The sequence below is a fragment of the Streptomyces erythrochromogenes genome (assembly GCF_040684695.1).
GTDB lineage: Bacteria > Actinomycetota > Actinomycetes > Streptomycetales > Streptomycetaceae > Streptomyces > Streptomyces erythrochromogenes_C.
Window position 1 is genome coordinate 97737 of sequence record NZ_JBFBGM010000027.1, and the last position, 15771, is coordinate 113507.

Consider the following 15771-nt stretch of genomic DNA (forward strand, 5'->3'; position numbering starts at 1 on the left):
CGGGGGCGGGCGGTCCTACGCGGCCTTCGCCTTGGTCGCGTACATGTCCACGTACTCCTGGCCCGAGAGCCGCATGACCTCGGCCATCACCGAGTCGGTGACGGCCCGCAGCACGTACCGGTCGCGGTCCATGCCCTCGTAGCGGGAGAACTCCATCGGCTCGCCGAACCGGACGGTGACCCGGCCCGGGCGCGGCATGCCGGCGCCGCCGGGCTGCAGCTTGTCCGTGCCGATCATCGCGAACGGCACCACGGGGGCGCCGGTCATCAGGGTCAGGCGGGCGATGCCGGTACGGCCGCGGTAGAGCCGGCCGTCGGGGGAGCGGGTGCCCTCCGGGTAGATGCCGAAGATCTTGCCCTCTTCGAGGATCCGGCGGCCCGTCATCAGGGCCGCGACCCCGCCGTTGGCCCCGTCGCGGTCGACGGGGATCATGCCGGCGCCGGTGAAGAACCACGCCATGAGCCGGCCCTTGATGCCCTTGCCCGTCACGTACTCGTCCTTGCCGATGAAGTGGACCGTACGGTCGCACACCAGCGGGAGGATCATGGAGTCGATGAAGGTGAGGTGGTTGCCCGCCAGAATCACCGGTCCGGACCCGGGGATGTTCTCGACGCCCTCCACGCGGGTGCGGAACATCGTGCGCATGACCGGTCCGACAGTGGCTTTGATGAGCTTCGTACGGAACAACGTGGGCCCTCCGGCATCGAAAAGCGGCGCGCGCCCCCACCGCTCGGTGGTGGCGCAGGTGAGGACGATACTCGCGGGTCAGCTCCGAGCGCACATCGGGTTCACGTGTCGGATACGTATTGTTGACGCGCGTTTTCGCCAAGTTCCCCGGATGTGCCTTCGAGGCACCCCCCGCGGCCACCCCCCTTTGCCTACCATCGGCACGCCGATCGCGGGCCGCGGAACGCCGTGACGCCACAGGTCGCGGGACCGCCGGCCCCTTTCACGACGAGGAGTGGCAGTCATGACACAGGGTGGGGCAGCGCGGCGCACGGTCCTGGGGGCGGCGGTCCTGGCGGCGGGGACGGGGATCACCTCCCTCGCGGCGGGCACGGCCTCCGCGGCCTCCCCGTCCGCGGCGGGCGGCGGGCACGGCGGCGGGGGCTACCGGGGCCTGCCGTACCCGACGGTCATCGGCCATCGCGGTGCGAGCGGCTACCGGCCGGAGCACACGCTCGGCTCCTACCGGCTGGCCCTCGACCTGGGGGCGGACGTCGTCGAGCAGGACCTGGTCCCGACCCGGGACGGCCACCTGGTGTGCCGCCACGAGAACGAGATCGGCGGGACCACCGACGTCGCCGACCACCGCGAGTTCGCCTCCCGGCGCACCACCAAGACCGTCGACGGGGTCGCGGTCACCGGCTGGTTCACCGAGGACTTCACCCTCGCCGAGCTGAAGACCCTGCGCGCGAAGGAGCGCATCCCCGCCGTCCGCCAGCGCAACACCCTCTACGACGGCCAGTGGGCCGTCCCCACCTTCGAAGAGGTCCTCCGCTGGGCCGACCGCGAGGGACGGCGGCGCGGCGAGCCCGTCTGGCTGCACGTCGAGACCAAGCACCCCAGCTACTTCCGCGGCCTCGGCCTCGGCCTGGAGGAGCCCCTCGCCCGGCTGCTGCGCCGCTACGGGCGCGACGGCCGCGACGCCGCCGTCTTCCTCCAGTCCTTCGAGCCCTCCAGCATCCAGCGGCTCTCCCGGCTGGTCTCCGCGCCCCGCGTCGTCCTGCTCTCGGCCGCGGGCACCCGCCCCTGGGACTTCGAGCAGGCGGGGGACCCGCGCAGGGTCGCCGACCTGGTCAAGCCCGAGGGGCTGAAGTGGATCGCCGGGTTCGCCCAGGGCATCGGCCCCACCATGGACCTGATCCTCCCGCGCGACGCGGCCGGCAAGCTCGGCACTCCCACCACGCTGGTCAAGGACGCCCACGCCCGCGGACTGCTCCTGCACCCCTACACCGCGCGCAACGAGAACAGCTTCCTGCCGGCCGAATACCGCCGGGGCACGGACCCGGCCGCGTACGGCGACGCCCTCGGCGCCTTCCGCACCTACTTCGAACAGGGCATCGACGGCATCTTCACCGACAACCCCGACACCGGACTGCTCGCCGCCGAGGCCTTCCGCCCGGGCCGGCGCCCCGTCAACGGCTGAGCCCCGCTTCCCGAACGAGTGGGCCGCGCCCGGCGGGGAAACCGCCGGGCGCGGCCCACTCGTCCCGCTCGGCATGGACCTGCTGAAGGACCCCGACCTCGTGACCGAACTGGGCCCGCTGCTCTCCGCGGAAGCGGCGGCGGAGGCCCCGGGCGCCGGAGTGGACGCGGCCGACCTCGAACAAGCCGTCTGGGTCAGGCTGCTGGAGAGCGGCCGGCGCGCGCCCGATCGCGCCGACCCGGCCGAACCCGCCCGCTGGCTGCGCCGGGCGGTACGGGCGGAGGCCCGCCTCGCACGGCGCCGGGCGCGGCGCGAGATCCCGTACGACCACCGTCGCCGGCCCGCGGACGGGCCCGTGCCCGAAGACGCCCTGCTGCACGGGGAGGTGAACCGCGCACTCCGATCGGCCGTCGCCCGGTTGCCCGGACGCTGTCCCGAGCTGATGAAGGCACTTCTTTCGCCCAGAGACCTCACATACCGTGAAATCGCAGGAGAGTTGGGTATCTCACAAGGAAGTTTAGGGCCCGTGCGTTCCCGTTGCCTGGGATGTCTGCGCAGAATGCTGACGGCAGAGGTTGCGGCTCCTGGCCTTCGGGGAATGGAGCGGTAGACCAAAGGGCTACCAGGTGAGCTGGAGGCATGCGCACATGGGCATGAGCGTGACCATTTCGGCGGCGGTCGCCGAGGACGCCGAGCAGATCTTCAAACTGCAGTACCTGGCCTTCCAGCGCGAGGCGGAGCTGTACGGCAACTACCTCATCCAGCCGCTCACCCAGTCCCTGGACTCCCTCAAGGGGGAGCTCGCGACGGACACCGTCCTCGTGGCCCGGCTCGGCGACGAGATCGTCGGCACCGTGCGCGGCAGCGTGGACGAGGAGGGCACCGCCAAGATCGCCAAGCTCTGCGTCCACCCCCGCCTCCAGGGCCACGGACTCGGCGCGCGCCTGCTGCGCGCCGTGGAGGAGGCCCTCGCCGGCCCCGGCACCGCCACCCGCTTCCGCCTGCACACCGGTCACAAGAGCGAGTCCAACCTGCGCCTCTACCGCAAGGCCGGCTACGTCAAGGTCGGCGGCCGCACGGCCTCCGACGGCGTGCAGCTGGTGATCCTGGAGAAGGAAGCCAAGGACCCGACCGACTACGCGGTCAGCGCCTGAGCCCGACGACGGCGCCTAGCGCTTGCGCAGCCAGAGCATCCCGGTGATCGGCAGGATCACCGGGATGAACAGGTAGCCCATCCCGAACTGCGACCAGACCGTCGTGTCGGGGAAGGACTCCGGACGCAGCACGGTCCACGTGCCCACGGCCAGTACGCCCGCCAGTTCCGCGGCGCAGCAGACCAGCGCCGCCTTGCGCGCCGTCTCGCCGCCGCGCACCAGCGAGTACGTGATGAACGCGTAGGCCAGTGCCGCCACCGCGGACAGCGAGTAGGCCAGCGGCGCCCGGTCGAACTCGGTGGAGATCTGGAAGGCCGACCGCGAGACCGCGCCCACCACCATCACCCCGTACAGCCACACCAGCAGCAGCCCGGGCCCGGAGACCAGCCGCTTGCGCCCGGCGGGGGTCGCGGTCGTCGTGTCAGCGTCAGGCACCGGTCGTTCCCCAGATGTCGTAGAGCCGTACTTCGAGGACGGCGAGGACGACCGCGCCCGCGGCCACCGTCACCGAGCCCCACTTGGTCCGCTCGGTCAGCGAGAGCAGCCCGGCGGCCGGTACCGCGGCGAAGGCGCCGAGCAGGTAGGCCACGAAGATCACCGAGCCCTCGTCGGGCTTCTCGCCCCTGGCCAGCTGGACCAGGCCGATCACCAGCTGGGCCAGGACCAGGACGGTCACGACGGCCATGCCGATGAAGTGCCAGTCCTTGGTCGGCTGGTCCCGCAGCGCGGCGAAACCGCACCAGGCGGCGAGGGCGAGTGCGGCCACGCCGATGGCGACCGTCAGGGCGTCGAGCATGCAGCGAGGGTATTACGGGCCGAAAGACCCGATGCGCGCGCCCCTTCCCGCCACGGCCGGGGCGCGGCCGCCGGACCCGTGCCCCGGCCGTGGCCTTGACCACAGAAGAGCCCGCGGCCGGCCCCCGCGAAGACGTCCGGCGGCGGCTCGGGACAGCGGCGTCGGCGCAGGTCAGCGGCGATGTCGGCAGAGTGGGACGGATGGTCGTGACTGACCGGTGTAGTCCGATATGCGGTCGATTCGCGTCCGCTATCCGGACAGCTTTGATCGGTGAGGGGATACGTCTGCTTTACTGGGGCCCATGACCACGACGAGCAGCCGCACCCTTGCGACCGAGGCGACGATGACGCCCGGTGCTCGCTGTATGTGTCGAATGTGCGCCTTCTGAGGGCCCCTTCCTGAGCCTCGCGCCCCGAAGCGAGACCGGCCGCGCCAGTACGTCACCGCCTGATGGACAGCACGGCCCACTCATGCCCCGCGCACGCGTCGACCCCATCGATTTCTGACGGTTCGTCCCGTATCGCGTCCCCAGATGTTTGCCCCGTGCCCGGCACACCCCGCTGCGCCGCGCACTCGACAGCGACGGAATTCCTGTGATCACCACATCGGGCCTCACGAAGGTCTACCAGTCCCGTGGCCGCGAGGTCACCGCCCTGGACGGCGTCGACCTCCACGTCCGCGAGGGCGAGGTGTACGGAGTCATCGGCCAGAGCGGCGCCGGAAAGTCCTCCCTGATCCGCTGCGTGAACCTGCTGGAGCGCCCCACCACCGGCACCGTGCGCGTCGACGGGGTCGACCTCACCGCGCTCGCCGGCCGCGGACGCCGCGCCGGCAAGGAACTGCGCGAGGCCCGCAGCCGCATCGGCATGGTCTTCCAGCACTTCAACCTGCTGTCCTCGCGCACCGTCCAGGCCAACGTCGAGCTGCCCCTGGAGATCCTCGGCCTCTCCGGCCGCGAGCGCTCCCGCAAGGCCCTCGAACTCCTCGACCTGGTCGGCCTGGGCGACAAGGCCAAGGCCTACCCCACCCAGCTCTCCGGCGGCCAGAAGCAGCGCGTCGGCATCGCCCGCGCCTTGGCCGGCGACCCCAAGGTGCTGCTGTCCGACGAGGCCACCAGCGCCCTCGACCCCGAGACCACCCGCTCCGTGCTGGGCCTGCTGCGCGACCTCAACCAGCAGCTCGGCCTCACCGTCCTGCTCATCACGCACGAGATGGACGTCGTCAAGAGCGTCTGCGACTCGGCCGCGCTGATGAAGAAGGGCCGCATCGTCGAGTCCGGCACCGTCGCCGAACTGCTCGCCACCCCCGGCTCCGAGCTCGCCGGCGAGCTGTTCCCGGTCACCGGCGCCGCCTCCGGCCCCGACCGCACGGTCGTCGACGTCACCTTCCACGGCGAGGCCGCCGCCCAGCCGGTCATCTCGCAGCTCTCGCGCACGTACAACATCGACATCTCGATCCTCGGCGCCGCGATGGACACCGTCGCCGGCCGGCTGATCGGCCGCATGCGCATCGAGCTGCCCGGCCGCTACGAGGACAACGTCGTGCCCGTCGGCTTCCTGCGCGAGCAGGGCCTCCAGGTCGACGTCGTCGACGAGATCGACAACGAACTGGCCGCACTGGCCGAACTGGCCGAGGATGGTGCCAAGTGACCTGGTCCGAGATGCAGCCCCTGCTCACCCAGGGCACGTACGACACCCTCTACATGGTGCTTTGGTCCACCCTGGTGACCGTGCTCGGCGGACTGCCCATCGGCATCCTGCTGGTCCTCACCGACAAGGGCGGCCTGCTGCAGAACCAGCCGCTCAACAAGGTCCTCGGCGTGATCGTGAACATAGGCCGCTCGCTGCCGTTCATCATCCTGCTGATCTTCCTGATCCCGGTCACCACGGCGGTGGTCGGCACCTTCATCGGCCCCACCGCCATGATCGTGCCGCTCGCCATCGGCGCCATCCCCTTCTTCGCCCGGCTCGTCGAGACCGCCGTCCGCGAGGTGGACCACGGTCTCATCGAAGCCGTCGAGTCCATGGGCGGCGGCATTCCGACCCTGGTCGGCAAGGTGCTCCTGCCGCAGGCCCTGCCATCCCTGGTCGCCGGTGTCACCACCACCGTCATCACCCTCGTCGGCTACTCCGCCATGGCGGGCGCCGTCGGCGGCGAAGGACTCGGCTCCAAGGCCATCACGTACGGCTTCCAGCGCTTCGAGACCGGCTTCATGATCGCCACCGTCGTGGTCCTCATCGTCCTCGTCACCGTGGTCCAGCTGATCGGCGACGGCGTCGTGCGCCTGCTGGCCCGCCGCGGACGCACCGCCTGACCGGCACCGCGCGCGCCGACCGGCACCACGGGCGCGCCGCCCCACAGATTTCCCCCATAGAGCCCGCACTTGTCGTGCTTGGGCCGCCACCACCAGCAAGTCCTCGGTACTTGTTCAGCAAGAAAGGCACTCTTCGTGCGTAAGAACATCAAGCTCACCGCCCTCGCCGCCACCGCCACCGCGCTGACCCTCGGCCTCACCGCCTGCGGCAGTTCCTCGGACCCGTCCTCCGCCAAGGCCGACGGCGGCAAGGCCGACGAGAGCAAGCCGCTCGTCATCGCGGCCTCCCCGAGCCCCCACGCCGACATCCTGAACTTCGTGAAGGACAAGCTCGCGGCCAAGGAGGGCCTCAAGCTGGAGGTCAAGGAGTTCACGGACTACGTCCTGCCCAACACCGCCACCGAGCAGGGCCAGGTCGACGGCAACTACTTCCAGCACAAGCCGTACCTCGACGACTTCAACAAGAAGAACAACACCCACGTCGTCCCCGTCGTGAACGTGCACCTGGAGCCCCTCGGCCTCTACTCCAAGAAGGTCAAGGCCCTCTCCGACATCAAGCCCGGCCAGACCATCGCCGTCCCCAACGACACCACCAACGAGGGCCGCGCGCTCCAGCTGCTGGCCGCGAACAACCTGATCACCCTGAAGGAGGGTGTCGGCACCGGCGCCAAGCTGTCCGACATCACCGACAAGAAGGGCCTGGAGTTCAAGGAGCTGGAGGCCGCCACGGTCCCGCGCGCCCTGGGCGACGTGGACGCCGCGGTCATCAACGGCAACTACGCCCTCGAAGCGAACCTGGCGCCCGCCAAGGACGCGCTCGTCCTGGAGAAGGCCGAGGGCAACCCCTACGCCAACTTCCTCGCGGTCAAGGACGGCAACCAGAACGACCCGCGGATCCAGAAGCTCGCCAAGCTCCTGAACTCCGACGACGTCAAGAAGTTCATCGAGGAGAAGTACCAGGGCTCGGTCGTCCCGGCCTTCGGCACCCCCGCCTCCTGACCCCCGCCCCGCCCGACCCCGTCGGGCCCGGACGGTCATGCATCTCGGCCCCGCACGCCCCTGACGGCGCGCGGGGCCGAGTCCTGCCCGCTCCCGGAGCCGAGTCCTGCCCGCCCCCCGGGCAACCCGGCCCTGCACATCCCCCGTTCGATGCTGCATGCTGTGGCTTACGACCCGCGGATCAGGTCCCGCACCGACGGCCCCGCACCACGGTCGCATCGCACCACGGTCGCACCACGTTCTCAGGCATGGAGCTGCGCATGACTACCACCTTCCCGGACGTCACCATCAGCACGGAACGGCTGGTGCTGCGACCGTTCGAGGAGGAGGACGTCACCGCGCTCGCCGAGATGATGAACGACGAGAACATCACCGCCTGGACCTCCGCGCCGTACCCCTACACCCAGGCCGACGCACGGGCCTGGGCCACCCGGGACTCCCACGCCGAACGAGCCGAGGGCCGGGGCATCGTCTTCGCCGTCACCGAGTTCCTCACCCAGCGCCTGGTCGGCATCGTCCACCTCCGCAACACCGACTGGCGCATCCGCGCCACCGAGGTCGGCTACGTCACCGCGCCCTGGGCCCGCGGCGAGGGCTACGCCAGCGAGTCCGTCCTGGCCGTCGCCCAATGGCTCTTCCGCGAGCAGGGGTTCGAGCGCCTCGAACTGCGCACCGCCGCCGACAACACCGCCTCCCAGCAGGTCGCCCAGAAGATCGGCTGCATCAGCGAGGGCGTCCTGCGCAACGCGTGGACCGTGCGCACCCAGACGGACGGCGGCGGCTGGACCGACACCCGCACCGACCTCATCGTGTGGAGCCTCCTGCCCGAGGACCTCGACGAGGGCGACGGCCTCGACGGGTACGACGGCTACGAGAGCCACGACACCCACGTCGGCCACGGCACCCACGCTCCGCACGACACCCACGGCGGCCCCGCCGCGCACCCCGGCCGCACCGTCCCCGGGCAGCGGTCCGACGCGACCGGCCACCCGGTCGGCGCCGACCGGAAATGAACCGATGACCGGGTAGTCTCACCGTGCCCGCCCCTCCCTCCACCCCCCACTCCAGGAGACAGAAGACGATGGCCGACCGGGTCACGGTGATCGGCTGGGACGGTTCGCCCCTGACCTCGGCCGCCCGGTCCGCGCTCTCCGCCGCCACCCTCGTGGCCGGCGCCGCCCACCACCTCGCCCTCCCCGAAGTCCCGCCCACCGCCGAACGCATCCGCCTCGGCAGCCTGGGCCTGGCCGCCCGCCGGATCGCCGGCCACCGCGGCACCGCGGTGGTCTTCGCCGACGGGGACCCCGGATTCTTCGGCGTCGTACGCACCCTGCGCGCCCCGGAGCACGGCCTGGAGGTCGAGGTCGTCCCCGCCGTCTCCTCCGTCGCGGCCGCCTTCGCCCGCGCCGGGATGCCCTGGGACGACGCCCAGGTGGTCGTCGCCCACCCCCGCACCCTGCGGCGCGCGGTCAACGTCTGCCGCGCCCACCCCAAGGTCGCCGTCCTCACCTCGCCCGGCGCCGGCCCCGCCGAACTCGCCCTGCTCCTCGACGGGGTCCACCGCACCTTCGTCGTCTGCGAGGAACTCGGCACGGACCGCGAGCAGGTGAGCGTCCTCACCTCCGACAAGGCCGCCGACCACAGCTGGCGCGACCCCAACGTCGTCATCGTCATCGGGGGCGCGGGGCAGCCCCAGACCGCCGACCCGGGCTGGCTCCTCGGCCAGAGCGCCGCCCACTCCGGCGAGCGCGGCTGGGCCCGCCCGCAGACCGGCGCGGGGGAGGGGGAGTCGGCCCTGCTGCACGCGGCCCAACTCGCCCGGCTCGGCCCGCGTGCCGGCGACCTCGTCTGGGACATCGGCACCGGATCCGGGGCCGTCGCCGTGGACGCGGCCGCCCTCGGCGCCGCCGTCATCGCCGTCGACGCCGACCCCGCGGCCCGCGAGCGGGTGACCGCCGCGGCCCGCAAACGGGGCGTGCAACTGCAGTTCGTCGCCGGGCGCGCACCGCACGTCCTGGAGAACCTGCCCGAACCCGACGTCGTCCGCGTCGGCGGCGGTGGCGGCGAGGTGGTCGCGGCCGTCGCCGACCGGCGCCCCGAACGGATCGTCAGCCACGCCTCCACCCGCGACGAGGCGGAGGCCATCGGCCGGGCCCTCACCGAACACGGTTACGACGTCGAGTGCGCCCTCCTCCAGTCCGTGGGCCTGGACCCCCGGACCTGGGCGGAACAGGACCGTTCCGTGGTGTTCCTCCTGGCAGCTCAGCGCCCTGTCGCCCGCTGATACGAGGGCCGGGTAGGCTGGCCGATCGTCGTACTGCGCGGACGTTTCGGGCATCGCGACACGGCCTGGACGCGCGACGTGGCGCAGTCCACAGAGGACCGTGGTGGTTATGGCCGCCACGATCGCTAACGGGCGCGACAATGCTTACTGGTTGTCGCGCAGGCGCACGTGAGACGGACTCGTCGCACCCGCGACACCGCACGGCAACTCCGCTCGGAGGCCTCGTGGGCGACCGGGTGATCGAAGAGGCAACACCGATGGGCGAGGGGTAAGCATGACTGACACCGGCCAGGTCCCGGGCGAGGGTCTCCCGGACAACACGGGCATGGTGGATCAGCAGGGCATCCCCGCCCCGGTCCAGATCCCGGCACCGATGCCCGGTTACGCCTTCCAGGACCTCATGGACAATCCGGCCGAGCCGGAGGACGAGGAACTCCTGCTCATGCCGAGCGGCCAGGGCGCCTGGAGCGACCCCCAGGTCGTCCCGCAGGTCCCCGCCTTCCCGGTCGAGCCCCAGCTCGCCGAGCCGCCGGTGTACGCCGACGCGTCCTACGGCGCCGAGTCCGCCTACGCCGGCGCTCCGACGGGGTACCCCGAGCCCGCCGCGTACACCGAGTTCCCCCAGCCCGCCTTCCCCGACGGCTCCTACAGCGCCGGCGCCCACGAGACCGGCGGCCGGGACTCCGGCCAGCTCGACCTCGGCGGGCTCGTCGTCCCGCCGCCCGCCGCCCCGGTGGCCCCCGCGGCCACCGCCCGGCGCCCGCTGCACATGGGCCCGCCCGTGCCCGACGCCACCGGCGGCGTCGTACGGTCCCTCGCGGACCGCGGCCCCGCCGCCGCGCCAGCACAGCCCGCCCCGCTCGTCTCCGCGCTCGGCGCCGCCGTGCCCGTCACCCCGCTCCACCAGGCGGGCCCCCCGACCGTCGGGCCCGAGTACCTGGACGTCCCGCGCGCCGACGCCGCCCAGGAGCCCGCGCCGCAGCTCGGCGAGGTCCCCCCGCAGGCCGGGACGCCGTGGACGCCGGAGCCCGTGGCCGCCCCCGAGCCGCTGCCGGCCGAGGCCGCCCAGGCCCCCGAGCCGGCCGTGGCTCCCGAGCCGGTGCAGGCCGCCGCGGAGCCCGGGCCGGATGCCCAGCCCGGCTCCGCGGAAGCGGAAGCGGTGGCCCAGCCGCCGCAGCCCGAGGCCGTGCCCGCCGAGGCGCCCGCCGCGCCGGTGGAGACTCCCGAGCCCGCGGTCGCCGAGCCCGTCGCGGCCGAGGTGCCCGCGGCCGAGCCGGTCGCTCCCGCGGAGGCCGCTCCTGCCGAGGCTGCTCCCGCCGAGGCCGCCCCGCCGGCCGCACCCGTCGAGGCCGCCGCCGTCGAGCCCGCCGCCGAGCCGGTCCACCAGGCCCCCGTCGAGGCCGTCGCCGCCGTTCCGGCCGAGCCGGTGGCGGTGGCCCCCGAGGAGCCGGCCCAGCCCGTCGCGGCCGAGGCCGTGCCCGCCGAGGCGCCCGCCGCCCCGGTGGAGGCCGCCGAGGCCGCCGAGCCCGCAGAGGCAGAGGCCGGCGTCGCGCCCGAACCGGTGCAGCCCGTGCCGGCCGAGGCCGTCGCCGTCGTCCCGGCCGAACCGGTGGCCGCCGCAGAGCCGCAGCCCGTCCCGGCCGCCCCGGAGGAGCCCGCCGCCCCGGTGGCCCCCGTCGAACCGGTCGAGGCCGTCCTGCCCGAGCCGGCCGAGGCCGTCGCGGCCGCCGAGCAGCCCGAGGCGGCGGCCGAGGCGCCCGCCGCCGCCGAGCCCGTCGGCGAACCGGCCCCCGGCTACGACGACGCCGAGCGCGAGGCCGTCCTGCGCGTCATGCGCGAGCGCCGCGACATCCGCAAGGGCTTCCGGACCGACCCCATCCCGCACGAGGTGCTGCTCCGCGTCCTGGAGGCGGCCCACACCGCCCCCAGCGTCGGCCACTCCCAGCCCTGGGACTTCGTCGTCATCCGCTCCGCCGACACCCGCCGGACGATGCACGAGCTCGCCCAGCGCCAGCGCGAGGCCTACGCGAAGTCGCTGCCCAAGGGCCGCGCGAAGCAGTTCAAGGAACTCAAGATCGAGGCCATCCTCGACACCCCGGTGAACATCGTCGTCACCGCCGACCCCACCCGCGGCGGCCGGCACACCCTCGGCCGGCACACCCAGCCGCAGATGGCCCCGTACTCCTCGGCCCTCGCCGTCGAGAACCTCTGGCTCGCGGCGCGCGCCGAGGGCCTCGGCGTCGGCTGGGTCAGCTTCTTCGACGAGCGCGAGATGGTCCGCGAGCTCGGCCTGCCCGAGCACCTGGAGGTCGTCGCCTACCTGTGCGTCGGCTACGTCGACGAGTTCCCGGAGGAGCCCGAGCTGGCCCAGGCCGGCTGGTCCCAGCGCCGCCCGCTCTCCTGGGTCGTCCACGAGGAGACCTACGGCCGCCGCGCGCTGCCCGGCGAGGAGCCGCACGACCTGCTCTCCGAGACGGTCGCCAGCATCCGCCCGCTCGACGCGAAGGCCCTCGGCGAGGCCTGGGAGCGGCAGAAGCGCATGACCAAGCCCGCCGGGGCCCTGGGCATGCTGGAGATCATCTCCGCCCAGCTCGCGGGCCTCTCCCGGGTCTGCCCGCCGCCGATCCCGGAGCCGGCCGCCGTCGCGATCTTCGCGGGCGACCACGGCGTGCACGCCCAGGGCGTCACCCCGTGGCCCCAGGAGGTGACCACGCAGATGGTCGCCAACTTCCTGGGCGGCGGAGCGGTCTGCAACGCCTTCGCCAACCAGGTGGGCGCCGAGGTCTGCGTGATCGACGTCGGCGTCGCCGGGGACCTCCCGGCCACCCCCGGCCTGCTGCCCCGCAAGGTCCGCCCCGGCACGGCCGACCTCTCCACCGGCCCGGCGATGACCCGCGAGGAGGCCGTCGCCGCCATCGAGGTGGGCATCGAGACGGCCCGCGACCTGGTCGCCGCCGGCAACAAGGCGCTCCTCACGGGCGAGATGGGCATCGCGAACACCACGGTCTCCGCGGCCCTCATCTCGGTGTTCACCGGCGTCGACCCGTCCGAGGTCACCGGCCGCGGCACGGGCATCAACGACGAGACCCACGCCCGCAAGGTCGAGGTCGTCCGCCGTGCCCTGGAACTGCACCAGCCGGACCCGGCGGACCCGATCGGCGTCCTCGCGGCGATCGGCGGCCTGGAGCACGCGGCCATCGTCGGCCTCCTCCTCGGCGGCGCCTCCCTGCGTACGCCGGTGATCCTGGACGGCGTCAGCGCGGGCGCGGCCGCCCTGGTGGCCCGCGCCATCGCGCCCGAGTCCCTCTCGGCCTGCATCGCGGGCCACCGCAGCGCCGAGCCGGGCCACGTGGCGGCCCTGAACAAGCTGGGCCTGCGCCCCCTGGTCGACCTGGACCTCCGCCTCGGCGAGGGCACGGGCGCCCTGCTGGCCCTCCCGCTGGTCCAGAGCGCGGCCCGCGCCATGCACGAGGTCGCCACCTTCGACTCGGCGGGCGTCACCGAGAAGTAACCCGCCCGACCGGTTCCCGGCCCCGCGCCGGGTCCCGGAGGGCGACTGCGGGTGGGGCGGTGCACCTCGGCACCTCCCCGCAGGCCGGGCGAACCCGTCGCCGGTCGGCGGGCCGAGCCGTCCCGGCCCGCTGCCCGGCCACCGCCGCACACCACCGGCCCCGCCGGCGTACGAGGCACGGGGTCCGGGCGGAGCCCCGGGGAGCCGGGCCGCGCTGCCGCCCGCGCAGCCGCGGCCCCGTCCGCGCTGTGGGACGGCCCGCGCCGTATGGTGGACCCGCACCAAGAACCCGCACGTCAGTACCCCGCCAGTACCCCGCCGCTTCAGAGCCGCAGCGGCACGACAGAACGACCGCCGCATCAGGAGCCGCACCGCCATGGCCGACACCCCCGCCTACCCCGTAGGACTCCGCCTCGCCGGCCGCCGCGTCGTCGTCATCGGCGGTGGCCAGGTCGCCCAGCGCCGCCTCCCCGCGCTCATCGCGGCCGGCGCCGACGTCCTGCTCGTCTCGCCCTCCGCCACCCCCTCCGTGGACGCCATGGCCGAGACCGGCGAGATCCGCTGGGAGCGCCGCCGCTACCAGGACGGCGACCTCGCCGGCGCCTGGTACGCCCTCATCGCCACACAGCACCGCGACGTCAACGAGCGGGCGTCCGCCGAGGCCGAGCGCGAGCGGGTCTGGTGCGTCCGGGCCGACGACGCCTCCGCGGCCACCGCGTGGACCCCGGCCACCGGCCGCATCGAGGGCGTCACCGTCGCCGTGCTGACCGGCAACGACCCGCGCCGTTCCGCGGCCGTCCGGGACGCCGTGGTCGAGGGCCTGCGCGACGGCAGCCTCGCCGCCCCCGGCCACCGCCACAGGTCCGCCCCCGGCGTCGCCCTCGTCGGCGGCGGCCCCGGCGACCCCGACCTGATCACCGTGCGCGGCCGCCGCCTCCTCGCCGAGGCCGACGTGGTCATCGCCGACCGGCTCGGCCCCCGCGACCTGCTCGACGAGCTCCCCCCGCACGTCGAGGTCATCGACGCCGCGAAGATCCCCTACGGCCGGTTCATGGCCCAGGAGGCCATCAACAACGCCCTGATCGAGCACGCCAAGGCCGGCAAGGCCGTGGTCCGGCTCAAGGGCGGGGACCCGTACGTCTTCGGCCGCGGCATGGAGGAGCTCCAGGCCCTCGCCGAGGCCGGCATCGCCTGCACCGTCGTCCCCGGCATCTCCAGCTCCATCTCGGTCCCCGGCGCGGCCGGCATCCCGGTGACCCACCGCGGGGTCGCCCACGAGTTCACCGTGGTCAGCGGCCACGTCGGCCCCGACGACCCGCGCTCCCTCGTGGACTGGGCCTCCCTCGCCAAGCTCACCGGCACCCTGGTCATCCTCATGGGCGTCGACAAGATCGGCCTGATCGCCGAGGCGCTGGTGCGCCACGGCCGCTCCGCGGACACCCCGGTCGCCGTCGTCCAGGAGGGCACCACCGCCACCCAGCGCCGCGTGGACGCCACCCTGGCCACCGTCGGCGAGACCGTCCGCGCCCAGGAGGTCCGCCCGCCGGCGGTCATCGTCATCGGCGAGGTCGTCCGCGTCGGAACCCCGGACGTTCCCACCACCAGCGCCTGACAGGCCGTTGGCACCGCACCCAGGACAAGGCAGTATCACCCTGTGGCTGATCTCATCACCATCACCGACCCCGACGACCCCCGCCTGCGCGACTACACGGGCCTGACCGACGTCGAACTCCGGCGCAGGCGCGAGCCCGCGGAAGGCCTCTTCATCGCCGAGGGCGAGAAGGTCATCAGACGGGCCAAGGACGCCGGTTACGAGATGCGCTCGATGCTGCTCTCCGCCAAGTGGGTCGACGTCATGCGCGACGTCATCGACGAGATCCCGGCACCGGTCTACGCCGTCAGCCCCGACCTCGCCGAACGCGTCACCGGCTACCACGTGCACCGTGGTGCCCTCGCCTCCATGCAGCGCAAGCCGCTGCCCACGGCCGAGGAACTCCTCGCCGCGACCCGCCGCGTGGTCGTCATGGAGGCGGTCAACGACCACACCAACATCGGGGCCATCTTCCGCAGCGCCGCCGCCCTCGGCATGGACGCGGTGCTGCTGTCGCCCGACTGCGCCGATCCGCTCTACCGGCGTTCGGTGAAGGTTTCCATGGGCGCGGTGTTCTCCGTCCCCTACGCCCGCCTGGAGGCCTGGCCCAAGAGCCTGGACTCGGTGCGCGAAGCCGGCTTCAAACTGCTCGCGCTGACCCCGCACGAGAAGGCGACGCCGATCGACGTGGCCGCGCCGCAGTCCCTGGAACGGGTCGCGCTGATGCTCGGCGCCGAGGGCGACGGCCTGTCCACGCAGGCGCTGGTCGCCGCCGACGAGTGGGTGCGCATCCCCATGGCCCACGGCGTGGACTCGCTGAACGTGGGCGCCGCCGCCGCGGTGGCCTTCTACGCGGTGGCCCAGGGCCGCTAGGCCGTCTCTTTCGGATCTTGCCGGGCCCGCGCTGCCCGGCACCGCACCTCCCTGCGTTGTCGGGGCTCCCGAGTACGCCCAGTACGCGAGGAGCTCCTCC

14 protein-coding genes are annotated in these 15771 nt (G+C 73.3%); 11 read left to right on the forward strand and 3 right to left on the reverse strand.

Annotated elements, in window-relative coordinates; translation table 11 throughout:
- Positions 1–15: 15 nt before the first annotated feature.
- Positions 16–645 carry a lysophospholipid acyltransferase family protein gene (locus AB0O53_RS30830; protein WP_350998081.1) on the reverse strand — a complete coding sequence of 210 codons (630 nt, stop codon included), beginning with the start codon at positions 643–645 and terminating at the stop codon, positions 16–18.
- Between the two features lie 325 nt (positions 646–970).
- Between AB0O53_RS30830 and AB0O53_RS30835 the strand changes: the two genes are divergently transcribed.
- From AB0O53_RS30835 to AB0O53_RS30845, 3 genes are all read left to right on the forward strand, one after another.
- Entirely contained in the window at positions 971–2149 is a 1179-nt protein-coding gene (locus AB0O53_RS30835; RefSeq protein WP_365200023.1) for a glycerophosphodiester phosphodiesterase, read from the forward strand.
- A gap of 73 nt (positions 2150–2222) precedes the next feature.
- Positions 2223–2759 carry an RNA polymerase sigma factor gene (locus AB0O53_RS30840; protein WP_365200024.1) on the forward strand — a complete coding sequence of 179 codons (537 nt, stop codon included), beginning with the start codon at positions 2223–2225 and terminating at the stop codon, positions 2757–2759.
- A 37-nt stretch (positions 2760–2796) separates the two neighbouring features.
- On the forward strand, positions 2797–3303 hold the full coding sequence (locus AB0O53_RS30845; RefSeq protein WP_350998437.1) for a GNAT family N-acetyltransferase: 507 nt from the start codon (positions 2797–2799) through the stop codon (positions 3301–3303).
- A gap of 15 nt (positions 3304–3318) precedes the next feature.
- On the opposite strand, the gene AB0O53_RS30850 is transcribed toward AB0O53_RS30845, so the two are convergent.
- Both AB0O53_RS30850 and AB0O53_RS30855 read right to left on the reverse strand, forming a co-directional pair.
- Positions 3319–3738 (reverse strand): hypothetical protein, encoded by a 420-nt coding sequence (locus AB0O53_RS30850; protein WP_350998072.1) that lies wholly within the window; start codon positions 3736–3738, stop codon positions 3319–3321.
- Complete coding sequence (locus AB0O53_RS30855) at positions 3731–4099, reverse strand: hypothetical protein (RefSeq protein WP_031150302.1); 369 nt, start codon at positions 4097–4099, stop codon at positions 3731–3733. Before AB0O53_RS30855 ends, AB0O53_RS30850 begins: the two co-directional genes overlap by 8 nt.
- A 593-nt stretch (positions 4100–4692) precedes the next feature.
- On the opposite strand from AB0O53_RS30855, the gene AB0O53_RS30860 reads away from it, so the two are divergent.
- The 8 genes from AB0O53_RS30860 to AB0O53_RS30895 all read left to right on the forward strand — a co-directional run bounded on the left by AB0O53_RS30860 (position 4693) and on the right by AB0O53_RS30895 (position 15671).
- Positions 4693–5748, forward strand: a complete 1056-nt coding sequence (locus tag AB0O53_RS30860) for a methionine ABC transporter ATP-binding protein (RefSeq protein WP_350998069.1) — start codon at positions 4693–4695, stop codon at positions 5746–5748.
- Positions 5745–6413, forward strand: coding sequence for a methionine ABC transporter permease (locus AB0O53_RS30865; RefSeq protein ID WP_350998066.1), 669 nt, complete (start codon positions 5745–5747; stop codon positions 6411–6413). The genes AB0O53_RS30860 and AB0O53_RS30865 overlap by 4 nt, the downstream gene beginning before the upstream one ends.
- Positions 6414–6548: 135 nt before the next feature.
- Complete coding sequence (locus AB0O53_RS30870) at positions 6549–7412, forward strand: MetQ/NlpA family ABC transporter substrate-binding protein (RefSeq protein ID WP_365200030.1); 864 nt, start codon at positions 6549–6551, stop codon at positions 7410–7412.
- Between the two features lie 260 nt (positions 7413–7672).
- Positions 7673–8425, forward strand: a complete 753-nt coding sequence (locus AB0O53_RS30875; protein WP_403137843.1) for a GNAT family N-acetyltransferase — start codon at positions 7673–7675, stop codon at positions 8423–8425.
- Positions 8426–8493: 68 nt separating this feature from the next.
- Positions 8494–9696, forward strand: a complete 1203-nt coding sequence (cbiE, locus tag AB0O53_RS30880; protein ID WP_350998060.1) for a precorrin-6y C5,15-methyltransferase (decarboxylating) subunit CbiE — start codon at positions 8494–8496, stop codon at positions 9694–9696.
- A 274-nt stretch (positions 9697–9970) separates the two neighbouring features.
- Positions 9971–13207 carry a nicotinate-nucleotide--dimethylbenzimidazole phosphoribosyltransferase gene (gene cobT / locus AB0O53_RS30885; RefSeq protein ID WP_365200033.1) on the forward strand — a complete coding sequence of 1079 codons (3237 nt, stop codon included), beginning with the start codon at positions 9971–9973 and terminating at the stop codon, positions 13205–13207.
- Between the two features lie 376 nt (positions 13208–13583).
- The gene (cobA, locus tag AB0O53_RS30890; RefSeq protein ID WP_350998054.1) at positions 13584–14819 is read left to right on the forward strand and encodes a uroporphyrinogen-III C-methyltransferase; all 1236 of its coding nucleotides are present in this window, start codon (positions 13584–13586) and stop codon (positions 14817–14819) included.
- Between the two features lie 42 nt (positions 14820–14861).
- On the forward strand, positions 14862–15671 hold the full coding sequence (locus AB0O53_RS30895; protein WP_350998052.1) for a TrmH family RNA methyltransferase: 810 nt from the start codon (positions 14862–14864) through the stop codon (positions 15669–15671).
- Positions 15672–15771: the final 100 nt, after the last annotated feature.